A 13,984-nucleotide genomic window follows, 5' to 3' on the forward strand; every position below is an offset into this window, starting at 1 on the left:
ACATGTGTACCGGGCCAGGGTTGTTAAGACGATTTACGTACGCGCAAATACCATTCGCACAGTAAACGCACCTGTTTACGGGTGTAGCCTTTTTCCATCATACGGTCGACAAAGTCGTCGTGTTTCTTCTGCTCGTCGGTTGACGTTTTGGCGTTAAACGAGATAACCGGCAACAGCTCCTCGGTATTGGAGAACATTTTCTTCTCGATGACCGTGCGCAGTTTTTCATAGCTGGTCCAGTTCGGATTGCGTCCGCTGTTATTCGCTCTGGCGCGCAGTACGAAGTTAACAATCTCGTTGCGGAAATCTTTTGGATTACTGATCCCCGCCGGTTTCTCGATTTTCTCCAGCTCGGCGTTAAGAGACTCGCGGTCAAACAGCTGCCCGGTATCCGGATCGCGATACTCCTGATCCTGAATCCAGAAATCCGCGTAGGTAACATAACGGTCGAAAATGTTTTGCCCATATTCGGAATAGGATTCAAGGTAGGCCGTCTGGATCTCTTTGCCGATAAACTCGGCATATTTCGGGATCAGATAACCTTTCAGGAACTCCAGATAGCGTTCTGCCTGCTCTTGTGGGAACTGCTCGCGCTCAATCTGCTGTTCCAGGACGTAGAACAGATGGACCGGGTTTGCTGCCACTTCTACATGATCGAAGTTGAACACGCGGGAGAGGATCTTAAACGCAAAACGCGTCGACAGACCGTTCATCCCTTCATCGACACCGGCGTAGTCACGATATTCCTGATACGACTTGGCTTTGGGATCGGTGTCTTTCAGACTTTCGCCATCATAAACCCGCATCTTTGAATAAATGCTGGAGTTTTCTGGCTCTTTCAGGCGCGAAAGAATGGAAAAACGTGACAGTGTTTCGAGCGTGCCAGGGGCGCATGGGGCGTGAGTCAATTCACTGTGATTAAGCAATTTCTCGTAGATTTTGATCTCTTCGGAAATGCGCAAGCAATACGGCACCTTCACGATGTAAACACGATCGAGGAAGGCTTCGTTGTTTTTGTTATTACGGAAAGTGACCCATTCGGACTCGTTCGAGTGTGCGAGAATAATCCCGTTGAACGGCAGGGCGGAGATACCTTCCGTCCCGTTGTAGTTACCTTCCTGAGTGGCGGTTAACAAGGGATGCAGCACTTTAATCGGTGCTTTAAACATCTCAACGAATTCCATGATCCCCTGATTGGCGCGGCACAGCGCACCGGAATAGCCGTAGGCGTCCGGGTCATTCTGCGCGTAGTGTTCGAGTTTACGAATATCGACTTTCCCAACCAGCGCGGAGATGTCCTGGTTGTTCTCATCGCCGGGTTCCGTTTTGGCGATAGCAATTTGTTGCAGAATTGACGGCCAGACCTTCACTACCCGGAACTTAGTGATATCGCCACCAAATTCATGCAGGCGTTTTGCCGCCCACGGCGACATGATGGTGCCGAGATAACGGCGAGGAATGCCATACTCTTTTTCCAGAATCTGCGCATCTTCCTGCGGATTGAAAAGACAGAACGGATGATCGTTGACCGGGCTACGCTCACCGTTCGCGCTCAATACATAAATCGGTACGAGCTGCATTAATGATTTCAGTCGCTCAGCAAGCGATGATTTACCCCCACCCACAGGCCCCAGCAGATACAGGATTTGTTTCTTCTCTTCCAGCCCCTGAGCCGCGTGTTTCAGATAAGAGACAATCTGTTCAATCGCGTCTTCCATGCCGTAAAACTCTTCAAACGCCGGATAACGTGCAATGACCCGGTTAGAAAAGAGTCGAGAAAGTCTGGGTTCCTGGGCTGTATCGACCATGACAGGCTCACCGATAGCCATCAATAGCCGCTCAGCCGCGTTGGCATAAGCACTGCGATCTTGCCGACAAGTGGTAAGAAACTCCTGCAGTGTGAACTCTTCGTCCTTGGCAGCTTCATATCGCTGGCGATAGTGATCGAATATATTCATGGTATGCCGTCCTTTCGTTTTTTAGCACAGGTTAAGAGCCGTTCATATGAATAGTAGAGGCTCCCGGAAGAGGTAAACTGAACGACGTCTCTTGCTAAAACACAGCAACTCTCATGCCATTTTATCGACGATGAGAACAACGTGCCCGGTGATACACCTTCAAAATTAAGCGTAGATGGCAAATGGAAAACTTGCCTGCACGGCTTTCTTAATTTCAATGGCATATCAACAACTCATCCATAAATTTTGCATAATTAATGTAAAGACCAGGCTCGCCAGTAACGCTAAATTCATTTGGCTGTAAGCGCGGTGTCATCCGCGTCAGGAAAATTAAACAGTTACTTTAAAAAATGAAAACGTAAAAAGGTTGGGTTTCGATGTATTGACGGGTAAACTTTGTCGCCCGCTAAACATTTGTTTAAGGAATGATTAATTGTGACCAAACTCAAACTTCTGGCACTTGGAGTGCTTATCGCAACGTCTGCAGGCGTAGCGCACGCTGAAGGTAAATTTTCCCTGGGCGCAGGCGTAGGTGTCGTTGAACACCCATATAAAGATTACGATACCGATGTTTACCCAGTACCGGTAATCAACTATGAAGGCGATAACTTCTGGTTCCGTGGCTTAGGTGGTGGTTACTACCTGTGGAATGACGCAACGGATAAACTTTCAATTACCGCTTACTGGTCGCCGCTTTACTTCAAAGCGAAAGACAGTGGCGATCACCAAATGCGTCACCTGGATGACCGTAAGAGCACCATGATGGCTGGTCTGTCTTATGCTCACTTTACCCAGTACGGTTACCTGCGTACCACCCTGGCTGGCGATACCCTGGATAACAGCAACGGCATCGTCTGGGATATGGCCTGGTTGTATCGTTACACCAACGGTGGCCTGACCGTGACTCCGGGTATTGGTGTGCAGTGGAACAGCGAAAACCAGAACGAATACTATTATGGCGTATCGCGCAAAGAGTCCGCTCGCAGCGGTCTGCGTGGCTATAACCCGAACGACAGCTGGAGCCCTTACCTGGAGCTGAGCGCCAGCTACAACTTCCTCGGCGACTGGAGTGTTTACGGTACCGCACGCTACACCCGTCTGTCTGATGAAGTTACTGACAGCCCGATGGTGGATAAATCCTGGACTGGCCTGATTTCTACCGGGATCACCTACAAATTCTGATAATGCATCTTTCCAGGGCATTTTGTGCATAAAAACAGGGCGTCACGCCCTGTTTTGCATTACGGTGGTGCAATACCTGGGAGGAAACAATGCAACAAAAAATGATTCAATTTAGTGGCGATGTCTCACTGCCAGCCGTAGGGCAGGGAACATGGTATATGGGCGAAGATGCCAGTCAGCGCAAAACAGAAGTTGCTGCACTACGCGCGGGCATTGAACTCGGTTTAACCCTCATTGATACCGCCGAAATGTATGCCGATGGCGGTGCCGAAAAGGTGGTTGGGGAAGCATTAACCGGTCTGCGAGAGAAGGTCTTTCTCGTCTCTAAAGTCTATCCGTGGAATGCTGGCGGGCAAAAAGCGATAAATGCATGCGAAGCCAGTTTACGCCGTCTCAATACTGATTATCTCGATCTTTACTTATTACACTGGTCTGGCAGTTTCGCTTTTGAAGAGACTGTCGCAGCGATGGAAAAATTGATCGCCCAGGGAAAAATCCGCCGCTGGGGCGTTTCTAACCTTGATTATGCTGATATGCAGGAACTCTGGCAGCTGCCGGGGGAAATCAGTGTGCCACTAATCAGGTGCTTTACCATCTCGGTTCACGAGGAATTGAGTACGATCTACTCCCCTGGTGCCAGCAACAGCAGATGCCGGTGATGGCTTACAGTCCGTTAGCCCAGGCCGGGCGGTTGCGCAATGGACTGTTAAAAAACGCGGTAGTCAACGAAATTGCACATGCTCACAATATCAGCGCGGCACAAGTATTGTTGGCGTGGGTGATCAGTCATCAGGGTGTGATGGCGATTCCAAAAGCGGCCACGATTGCCCATGTCCAACAAAATGCGGCTGTGCTTGAGGTCGAACTTTCTTCAGCGGAATTAGCTATGCTGGATAAGGCATATCCGGCACCAAAAGGAAAAACTGCGCTGGATATGGTGTGATGTTGTGTGCCGGATGCATCGCACCCGGCACACAACATTAACGTAAATTAACGTTTCGCAACGCGAATGGATTGCGCCAGATGTGCAGGTTTCTCTTTGGTCACTTTTTGCGTTTCTGAAGCGTAAGCCGTTTCTACACAAACAAATGTTTTGTAGCCATCATCCGGCATATCGCCCATGCTAATTGAAAGCGCCGGTCCCGGGTTCCAGCCGACAACGTTCAGATGATGCTGGTGGCCTACGGCGATAATACGATTCAGCACTTCATCATTAATCACGCTGCAATCTTGTGGATTCAGATACACGCGATCGGTACGGTCAGGGAAGGTCTGAATACCATCGGTCAGTACATCTTCTTTCGCGTCATTCACTTTATCAATGAAGCGATCGCCCAGCCCACTGACGCTTACCTTAGCGATATCACCCACGTTAAAGTAGGTATGCAGGGCAGAGGTGGTTTCAAATTCGCCATGTGATTCAAGATCGATTTCACAAGTTTTACCCACGCGGAAATGCGCTAACAGCGTAAAGTCGTGCGGCCAGAATTTTTTCGTCTCTTCGCTTTGCGTCAATTCAAAAGTCAGCGCTACGCCATTAGCATCTTCACGATGTGATTTCAGCGTCCACGGCAGGTTGCGGGCAAAACCGTGCGCAGGCAGGCCTTGTTGTGCCGCCGGACCAAACCACGGCCAGCAAACCGGTACGCCACCGCGAATAGCGATGCCATTTTTGAACGGTGTGTTGTTGCTCAACCACAGAACTTCTTCTTCACCCGCAGGTTTCCACGAGAGAAGGTGTGCGCCCTGTAATGCAAAAGAGGCTTTTACCTGGGGATGATCGACCACAATGAGGTCCAGTTCATCCAGTTTACGACGGGAGAGGACAGGGGAGATTTGTTCGATGACCGGAAGGGCAAAAATTTTCTTAATCATGACGCAGTCCTTTAACTTCATTTTATCAGGTAAAAAAAAGAGCGACCGAAGTCGCTCTTTTTAGATCACAGTGTCATCTCAACTTATTTGGAGATGTGAGCGATCAGGTCCAGAACTTTGTTGGAGTAACCGGTTTCGTTGTCGTACCAGGATACCAGTTTCACGAAGTTGTCGTTCAGAGCGATACCAGCTTTAGCATCGAACACGGAAGTGCAAACTTCGCCGTTGAAATCGGTAGATACTACGTCATCTTCGGTGTAGCCCAGAACGCCTTTCATTTCGCCTTCAGCAGCAGCTTTAACGGCAGCTTTGATCTGCTCGTAAGTTGCAGCTTTTTCCAGACGAACGGTCAGGTCAACTACAGATACGTTCGGGGTCGGAACGCGGAACGCCATACCAGTCAGTTTGCCATTCAGTTCTGGCAGTACTTTACCTACAGCTTTAGCAGCACCGGTAGAGGACGGGATGATGTTCTGGGAAGCGCCGCGGCCGCCGCGCCAGTCTTTGTGAGACGGGCCATCAACGGTTTTCTGAGTAGCGGTAGTAGCGTGAACGGTGGTCATCAGACCTTCGATGATGCCGAAGTTATCGTTGATAACTTTAGCCAGCGGAGCCAGGCAGTTGGTGGTGCAGGAAGCGTTGGAAACGATGTCCTGGCCAGCATATTTGTCGAAGTTAGCGCCTTTAACGAACATCGGAGTGTTGTCTTTAGACGGACCAGTCATAACCACTTTCTTCGCACCAGCGGTGATGTGTTTACGAGCAGTTTCGTCAGTCAGGAACAGACCAGTTGCTTCAGCGACAACGTCAACACCAACTTCGTCCCATTTCAGGTTAGCCGGATCACGTTCAGCGGTAACACGGATTTTTTTACCGTTAACGATCAGATGACCGTCTTTCACTTCAACGGTACCGTCGAAACGGCCGTGAGTGGAGTCATATTTCAGCATGTATGCCATGTAATCAGCGTCTAACAGGTCGTTGATTGCAACGATCTCGATGTCAGAACGTTTCTGAGCAGCACGGAAAACAATGCGACCGATACGGCCAAAACCGTTGATACCTACTTTGATAGTCATATATTCCACCAGCTATTTGTTAGTGAATAAAAGGTTGCCTGTAAAATTACAAAAACCTTACGCAGCGTCAAGCGGAATCGTGTCAATCATTGCGACAAATCAATCCTGTGCCTAAGCATTACGCGACTGACTCGCCTCACTCTTCCTTTGGGCTTGAGACCACATGGGGTCGGCGCCCCGAATTTTAAAGGGCAATTACGATAAAAATGTGATTTTCATCACGATTTAGGTGCAGCCATTTCGTCGAGATCAAGTTTAGGACAAAATTTTGCCAGTTGGTGTTAATGTTTTGTTAGAATCAGTCACGTAATGTGAGCACGATTAAAGTGAGATGTGAGCAAATGGCTAATAAACCTTCGGCAGAAGAACTGAAAAAAAATTTGTCCGAGATGCAGTTTTACGTGACGCAGAATCATGGGACAGAGCCGCCATTTACGGGTCGTTTACTGCATAACAAGCGTGACGGCGTATATCACTGTTTGATCTGCGATGCCCCGCTGTTTCATTCCCAAACAAAGTATGATTCCGGCTGTGGCTGGCCCAGTTTCTACGAACCGGTAAGTGAAGAATCCATTCGTTATATCAAAGACTTGTCACATGGAATGCAGCGCATAGAAATTCGTTGCGGTAACTGTGATGCCCATCTGGGGCATGTCTTCCCCGACGGGCCGCAGCCAACGGGCGAACGTTATTGTGTTAACTCTGCCTCTTTACGCTTTACCGATGGCGAAAACGGCGAAGAAATCAACGGTTGAAAAAACGATTCAGCAACTTATTCCACAGGAGCGGAAAAATTATGAATCTTGATGACATTATCAACAGCATGATGCCTGAGGTATACCAGCGTTTGTCGACCGCCGTTGAACTGGGGAAATGGCCTGATGGCGTTGCGTTGACCGAGGAACAAAAAGAGAACTGCCTGCAACTGGTGATGCTGTGGCAAGCCCGCCATAATATCGAAGCACAGCATATGACAATTGACACAAATGGTCAGATGGTCATGAAGAGCAAACAGCAGTTAAAAGAAGATTTTGGTATCTCAGCAAAGCCTATTGCCATGTTTAAGTAAGTGGTTCATCCCCTTTTTGCCTCGGCTATGAAGGGGATAGCCAACAATGACCCCACGACTCATCTCAATTATCTCGCCATGACCTGGCTAAGTCCCAGTCCGATCTCTTGCCGTCCCGTTCACACCTGAATGACTTCTCCTGAACTTAAGTCTCAGACCTATTTGGCCGGTAATCCCTCTCGAATTTGCTCTTTTTGCGCCCCGCCTTCCATCAACCTGTAACAGACCCAGCCATTTTCTGCGTAATTGTGATCTGAGTTGTAAAACGCAGATCATTATCTGTGTTTTGCAGATTTAATGTTGACCTCAAAAATCATGTGGGTAAGTATGATGGCCATCTAAGCAAAACTAAACACAGAGGATGACGCAATGAAAGCACTGGCTCGGTTTGGCAAGGCCTTTGGCGGCTACAAGATGATTGATGTCCCACAACCCATGTGTGGCCCGGAAGATGTAGTGATTGAAATTAAAGCCGCGGCAATCTGCGGCGCAGACATGAAGCACTACAATGTCGATAGCGGTTCTGATGAGTTTAACTCTATCCGCGGCCATGAGTTCGCAGGTTGTATTGCGCAGGTTGGTGAAAAAGTCAAAGACTGGAAAGTGGGGCAACGCGTCGTATCGGATAACAGCGGTCACGTTTGCGGTGTTTGTCCGGCCTGTGAACAAGGTGATTTTCTGTGTTGTACAGAAAAAGTAAACCTTGGTCTGGATAATAATACCTGGGGCGGTGGTTTTTCCAAATATTGTCTGGTTCCTGGTGAAATTCTCAAAATTCATCGTCATGCGTTGTGGGAAATCCCTGATGGTGTTGATTATGAGGACGCAGCCGTACTTGACCCTATCTGTAATGCCTACAAATCCATCGCGCAGCAATCGAAATTCCTTCCTGGTCAGGATGTGGTCGTCATCGGCACTGGCCCACTCGGGCTGTTCTCCGTACAAATGGCGCGAATTATGGGGGCGGTAAATATCGTCGTCGTTGGTCTGCAAGAAGATGTGGCGGTCCGCTTCCCGGTTGCAAAAGAACTGGGGGCGACGGCAGTAGTAAATGGTTCTACCGAAGATGTGGTGGCGCGCTGCCAGCAAATTTGTGGCAAAGACAATCTGGGACTGGTGATTGAATGCTCCGGTGCCAATATCGCACTGAAACAAGCCATCGAAATGCTCCGCCCGAACGGGGAAGTGGTACGCGTTGGAATGGGCTTCAAACCTCTTGATTTCTCGATTAATGACATTACCGCCTGGAACAAAAGCATCATTGGGCATATGGCCTATGACTCCACCTCATGGCGTAACGCTATCAGGCTCTTAGCCAGCGGCGCTATCAAAGTCAAACCGATGATTACGCATCGTATCGGCCTGTCGCAATGGCGCGAAGGGTTTGATGCGATGGTCGATAAAACCGCAATCAAAGTGATCATGACTTACGACTTTGATGAATAACCACTCTCCTGAAGGAACGTTATCGCATGGAACAGATAACAAAACCGCATTGTGGTGCACGGCTGGATCGCTTACCGGATTGCCGCTGGCATTCATCAATGTTTGCCATCGTCGCGTTTGGCTTGCTTGTCTGCTGGAGTAATGCCGTTGGTGGCTTGATCCTCGCGCAGCTGAAAGCGTTGGGCTGGACAGATAATTCCACCACAGCCACATTCTCAGCAATCACGACCGCCGGAATGTTTCTCGGTGCGCTGGTGGGCGGCATCATTGGCGACAAAACCGGTCGCAGAAATGCGTTCATCCTCTATGAGGCCATTCATATTGCCTCGATGGTTGTCGGTGCTTTCTCACCGAATATGGATTTTCTTATTGCCTGCCGTTTTGTGATGGGAGTTGGGCTGGGAGCTTTACTGGTTACACTGTTTGCTGGTTTCACCGAATATATGCCCGGTAGAAATCGCGGAACGTGGTCCAGTCGGGTTTCCTTTATTGGCAACTGGTCATATCCGCTCTGTTCATTGATTGCGATGGGACTCACGCCGCTGATTAGTGCAGAGTGGAACTGGCGGGTACAACTGCTTATCCCTGCAATATTGTCGCTTATCGCTACGGCGCTGGCCTGGCGCTACTTTCCTGAATCCCCGCGCTGGCTGGAATCGCGCGGACGGTATCAAGAAGCCGAGAAAGTCATGCGGAGTATAGAAGAAGGCGTCATACGCCAGACGGGTAAACCTTTGCCGCCTGTGGTTATTGCTGATGACGGTAAAGCGCCACAAGCGGTGCCGTATTCAGCCTTACTGACAGGAGTATTACTGAAACGCGTGATATTAGGCTCTTGTGTGCTGATTGCCATGAACGTTGTGCAGTACACACTAATTAACTGGTTGCCAACAATATTCATGACCCAGGGGATTAATTTAAAAGACTCGATTGTTTTAAATACCATGAGTATGTTTGGCGCGCCATTTGGTATTTTTATTGCCATGCTGGTGATGGATAAAATTCCGCGTAAAACAATGGGTGTGGGGCTATTAATCCTGATTGCGGTGCTCGGATATATCTATTCACTGCAAACCAGTATGTTGCTCATAACGTTGATTGGTTTCTTCCTGATTACTTTCGTCTATATGTACGTTTGCTATGCCTCGGCAGTGTATGTCCCTGAAATCTGGCCGACAGAGGCCAAACTCCGTGGCTCCGGTCTGGCGAATGCGGTAGGGCGAATCAGTGGTATTGCCGCACCTTATGCCGTTGCAGTGCTGCTCAGTAGTTATGGCGTAACGGGAGTCTTTATTCTTCTGGGGGCTGTTTCAATTGTTGTCGCAATTGCTATCGCCACCATTGGAATTGAAACCAAAGGTGTCTCCGTTGAAAGTTTAAGTATTGATGCAGTAGCCAATAAATAATACGGGTGGATTCAAAATGAAAAATTCAAAAGCAATATTGCAGGTGCCGGGCACAATGAAAATTATTTCAGCAGAAATACCAGTGCCTAAAGAAGATGAAGTTTTGATTAAAGTAGAATATGTCGGTATTTGTGGTTCAGATGTACATGGTTTTAAATCAGGCCCGTTTATTCCGCCTAAAGACCCAAATCAAGAAATTGGCCTGGGTCATGAATGCGCCGGGACGGTTGTGGCTGTGGGAAGCAGCGTGTGCAAATTTAAACAGGGGGATCGGGTAAATATCGAACCTGGCGTTCCTTGCGGTCACTGTCGTTACTGTCTGGAAGGCAAATATAACATCTGCCCGGACGTTGATTTTATGGCGACACAACCCAACTACCGCGGCGCATTAACGCACTATCTGTGTCATCCGGAGAGCTTTACTTACAAACTGCCAGACAATATGGACACGATGGAAGGGGCGCTGGTGGAGCCTGCCGCAGTCGGGATGCATGCCGCGATGCTGGCAGATGTTAAACCGGGTAAGAAGATAATTATTCTGGTAGCAGGTTGTATTGGTTTGATGACGTTGCAAGCGTGCAAATGCCTGGGCGCAACGGAAATTGCCGTCGTTGATGTGCTGGAAAAACGTCTGATAATGGCGGAACAACTTGGTGCGACAGTGGTTATTAACGGCACAAAAGAAGACACTATTTCACGCTGTCAGCAATTTACCGAAGACATGGGCGCAGATATTGTTTTCGAAACAGCGGGTTCTGCGGTCACCATTAAACAGGCACCTTATCTGGTAATGCGCGGCGGTAAAATTATGATTGTTGGTACTGTACCGGGCGATTCGGCAATCAATTTCCTCAAAATCAATCGCGAAGTCACTATCCAGACGGTATTCCGCTATGCCAATCGTTATCCGGTCACGATTGAAGCTATTTCTTCAGGGCGATTCGATGTGAAATCGATGGTGACGCATATTTACGATTATCGGGATGTACAACAGGCATTTGAAGAGTCAGTTAACAACAAACGCGACATTATTAAAGGCGTTATTAAAATTAGCGATTAATTAATACGGGAGAACAGAATATGCTCGCAGATATCAGATATTGGGAAAACGATGCCACAAATAAACATTATGCAATTGCCCATTTTAACGTATGGAATGCAGAAATGTTGATGGGCGTTATCGACGCAGCCGAAGAAGCGAAATCACCGGTTATTATTTCTTTTGGTACAGGTTTTGTCGGCAACACCTCATTTGAAGATTTCTCTCACATGATGGTATCAATGGCACGAAAAGCAACTGTGCCGGTAATAACTCATTGGGATCATGGTCGGAGTATGGAGATTATTCATAACGCCTGGACTCATGGTATGAATTCATTAATGCGTGATGCTTCTGCATTTGATTTCGAAGAAAATATTCGTTTAACCAAAGAGGCTGTCGATTTCTTCCATCCGCTGGGTATTCCGGTAGAGGCGGAATTAGGGCATGTCGGTAATGAAACCGTTTATGAGGAAGCGCTGGAGGGCTATCACTATACCGATCCTGACCAGGCGGCTGAATTTGTTGAACGTACGGGCTGTGACTCATTGGCTGTCGCCATCGGCAACCAGCATGGGGTTTATACGTCAGAGCCACAATTGAACTTTGAGGTCGTCAAACGCGTACGCGATGCCGTTTCTGTTCCGCTGGTTTTGCACGGTGCATCGGGGATCAGTGATGCCGACATTAAAACTGCAATTTCGTTGGGTATCGCGAAAATCAACATTCATACGGAGCTCTGTCAGGCCGCAATGGTCGCAGTGAAAGAAAACCAGGATCAGCCTTTCCTGCATTTAGAACGTGAAGTACGTAAAGCTGTAAAAGAACGGGCATTGGAAAAAATTAAACTGTTCGGTTCTGATGGCAAAGCGGAATAATGATATGGATAATCTCGACGTTATTTGTATAGGTGCCGCTATTGTTGATATTCCATTGCAACCGGTCAGTAAAAATATCTTTGATGTGGATTCTTATCCTCTTGAAAGAATCGCAATGACCACCGGGGGTGATGCAATAAATGAAGCAACAATTATTTCTCGTCTGGGCCATCGTACAGCATTAATGAGCCGTATTGGTAAAGATGCCGCAGGACAGTTTATTCTCGACCATTGCCGCAAAGAGAATATTGATATTCAAAGCCTGAAGCAGGACGTCAGCATAGATACCTCTATTAACGTTGGACTGGTGACGGAGGATGGCGAGCGGACGTTTGTCACAAACCGTAACGGCAGTCTGTGGAAATTGAATATTGACGATGTTGATTTTTCGCGGTTTTCTCAGGCGAAATTATTATCTCTGGCCAGTATTTTCAACAGTCCTCTATTGGATGGTAAAGCGCTAACAGAAATTTTTACGCAAGCTAAAACCCGGCAGATGATTATCTGTGCCAATATGATCAAACCGCGGTTGAATGAAACGCTGGATGATATTTGCGAAGCATTGAGTTATGTCGATTATCTGTTTCCTAATTATGCCGAGGCAAAATTACTCACCGGGAAAGAGACATTGGATGAAATTGCTGACTGCTTTCTTGCGTGCGGCGTAAAAACGGTGGTGATTAAAACGGGTAAAGACGGCTGCTTTATCAAGCGTGGTGACATGACGATGAAGGTGCCGGCGGTAGCAGGAATAACCGCCATCGACACCATTGGCGCGGGCGATAACTTTGCTTCAGGTTTTATTGCGGCACTGTTAGAAGGCAAAAATCTGCGTGAATGCGCACGCTTTGCCAATGCAACGGCGGCTATCTCGGTTCTAAGCGTCGGTGCCACCACCGGCGTAAAAAACAGAAAGCTGGTCGAACAATTGCTGGAAGAATACGAAGGATAATGAAGGCAAATGAAAAAGATACCTTTAGGCACAACGGATATTACGCTTTCGCGAATGGGGTTGGGGACATGGGCCATTGGCGGCGGTCCTGCATGGAATGGCGATCTCGATCGGCAAATATGTATTGATACGATTCTTGAAGCCCATCGTTGCGGCATTAATCTGATTGATACTGCGCCAGGATATAACTTTGGCAATAGTGAAGTTATCGTCGGTCAGGCGTTAAAAAAACTGCCCCGTGAACAGGTTGTAGTAGAAACCAAATGCGGCATTGTCTGGGAACGAAAAGGAAGTTTATTCAACAAAGTTGGCGATCGGCAGTTGTATAAAAACCTTTCCCCGGAATCTATCCGCGAAGAGGTAGAAGCCAGCTTGCAACGTCTGGGTATTGATTACATCGATATCTACATGACGCACTGGCAGTCGGTGCCGCCATTTTTTACGCCGATCGCTGAAACTGTCGCAGTGCTTAATGAGTTGAAGGCTGAAGGGAAAATTCGCGCTATAGGCGCTGCTAACGTCGATGCTGACCATATCCGCGAGTATCTGCAATATGGTGAACTGGATATTATTCAGGCGAAATACAGTATCCTCGACCGGGCAATGGAAAACGAACTGCTGCCGCTATGTCGTGATAATGGCATTGTGGTTCAGGTTTATTCCCCGCTAGAGCAGGGATTGTTGACCGGCACCATCACTCGTGATTACGTTCCGGGCGGCGCTCGGGCAAATAAAGTCTGGTTCCAGCGTGAAAACATGCTGAAAGTGATTGATATGCTTGAACAGTGGCAGCCACTTTGTGCTCGTTATCAGTGCACAATTCCCACTCTGGCACTGGCGTGGATATTAAAACAGAGTGATTTAATCTCCATTCTTAGTGGGGCTACTGCACCGGAACAGGTACGCGAAAATGTCGCGGCACTGATTATCAACTTATCGGATGCAGACGCAACATTGATGAGGGAAATGGCAGAGGCCCTGGAGCGTTAAATACTCAACACGATTCACCTCTGTTTCTGTGAAAACTGTGATGAAAATCTGTGATTCAAACAGGTTGTTTTGAAAGTAAACATCGTTTATGCGATAATCGCGCTAATGTG

At 48.0% G+C, this 13,984-nt stretch carries 12 protein-coding genes and 1 pseudogene; 10 read left to right on the top strand and 3 right to left on the bottom strand.

Annotation, left to right across the window (positions count from 1 at the left end; genetic code table 11):
• Positions 1-23: 23 nt before the first annotated feature.
• On the bottom strand, positions 24-1,958 hold the full coding sequence (gene yeaG, locus AB4H76_RS10550) for a protein kinase YeaG (protein ID WP_001019882.1): 1,935 nt from the start codon (positions 1,956-1,958) through the stop codon (positions 24-26).
• 435 nt (positions 1,959-2,393) lie between these two features.
• Between yeaG and mipA the strand changes: the two genes are divergently transcribed.
• Complete coding sequence (mipA, locus tag AB4H76_RS10555; RefSeq protein ID WP_000163771.1) at positions 2,394-3,140, top strand: scaffolding protein MipA; 747 nt, start codon at positions 2,394-2,396, stop codon at positions 3,138-3,140.
• A gap of 89 nt (positions 3,141-3,229) precedes the next feature.
• Positions 3,230-4,083: pseudogene (gene yeaE / locus AB4H76_RS10560) on the top strand (methylglyoxal reductase YeaE).
• A gap of 47 nt (positions 4,084-4,130) precedes the next feature.
• On the opposite strand, the gene AB4H76_RS10565 reads toward yeaE, so the two are convergent.
• Together AB4H76_RS10565 and gapA are read right to left on the bottom strand one after the other, a co-directional pair.
• Positions 4,131-5,015 (bottom strand): D-hexose-6-phosphate mutarotase, encoded by an 885-nt coding sequence (locus AB4H76_RS10565; protein WP_001353848.1) that lies wholly within the window; start codon positions 5,013-5,015, stop codon positions 4,131-4,133.
• An 83-nt stretch (positions 5,016-5,098) separates the two neighbouring features.
• Complete coding sequence (gapA, locus tag AB4H76_RS10570) at positions 5,099-6,094, bottom strand: glyceraldehyde-3-phosphate dehydrogenase (protein ID WP_000153502.1); 996 nt, start codon at positions 6,092-6,094, stop codon at positions 5,099-5,101.
• Positions 6,095-6,435: 341 nt separating this feature from the next.
• On the opposite strand from gapA, the gene msrB reads away from it, so the two are divergent.
• The 8 genes from msrB to ydjG all read left to right on the top strand — a co-directional run bounded on the left by msrB (position 6,436) and on the right by ydjG (position 13,874).
• Positions 6,436-6,849, top strand: a complete 414-nt coding sequence (msrB, locus tag AB4H76_RS10575; RefSeq protein WP_001284618.1) for a peptide-methionine (R)-S-oxide reductase MsrB — start codon at positions 6,436-6,438, stop codon at positions 6,847-6,849.
• A 41-nt stretch (positions 6,850-6,890) separates the two neighbouring features.
• Positions 6,891-7,163 carry a YeaC family protein gene (locus AB4H76_RS10580; RefSeq protein ID WP_001300415.1) on the top strand — a complete coding sequence of 91 codons (273 nt, stop codon included), beginning with the start codon at positions 6,891-6,893 and terminating at the stop codon, positions 7,161-7,163.
• A 369-nt stretch (positions 7,164-7,532) separates the two neighbouring features.
• On the top strand, positions 7,533-8,609 hold the full coding sequence (locus AB4H76_RS10585; RefSeq protein ID WP_000645221.1) for a zinc-binding dehydrogenase: 1,077 nt from the start codon (positions 7,533-7,535) through the stop codon (positions 8,607-8,609).
• A gap of 26 nt (positions 8,610-8,635) precedes the next feature.
• Positions 8,636-10,015 carry an MFS transporter gene (locus AB4H76_RS10590; RefSeq protein ID WP_000435295.1) on the top strand — a complete coding sequence of 460 codons (1,380 nt, stop codon included), beginning with the start codon at positions 8,636-8,638 and terminating at the stop codon, positions 10,013-10,015.
• A gap of 16 nt (positions 10,016-10,031) precedes the next feature.
• Positions 10,032-11,075, top strand: coding sequence for an NAD(P)-dependent alcohol dehydrogenase (locus AB4H76_RS10595; RefSeq protein WP_121689831.1), 1,044 nt, complete (start codon positions 10,032-10,034; stop codon positions 11,073-11,075).
• Between the two features lie 20 nt (positions 11,076-11,095).
• Complete coding sequence (locus AB4H76_RS10600; protein ID WP_077491445.1) at positions 11,096-11,932, top strand: ketose-bisphosphate aldolase; 837 nt, start codon at positions 11,096-11,098, stop codon at positions 11,930-11,932.
• A 4-nt stretch (positions 11,933-11,936) separates the two neighbouring features.
• Positions 11,937-12,884 carry a sugar kinase gene (locus AB4H76_RS10605; protein WP_053900464.1) on the top strand — a complete coding sequence of 316 codons (948 nt, stop codon included), beginning with the start codon at positions 11,937-11,939 and terminating at the stop codon, positions 12,882-12,884.
• Between the two features lie 9 nt (positions 12,885-12,893).
• A complete protein-coding gene (gene ydjG, locus AB4H76_RS10610) occupies positions 12,894-13,874 on the top strand; it encodes an NADH-dependent methylglyoxal reductase (RefSeq protein ID WP_000723723.1) in 981 nt (326 codons plus the stop codon).
• Positions 13,875-13,984 lie beyond the last annotated feature (110 nt).

Origin of the sequence: Escherichia sp. UTM R2 (assembly GCF_048593455.1) — a bacterium.
In the GTDB taxonomy this organism is placed as follows: Bacteria; Pseudomonadota; Gammaproteobacteria; order Enterobacterales; family Enterobacteriaceae; genus Escherichia; species Escherichia coli.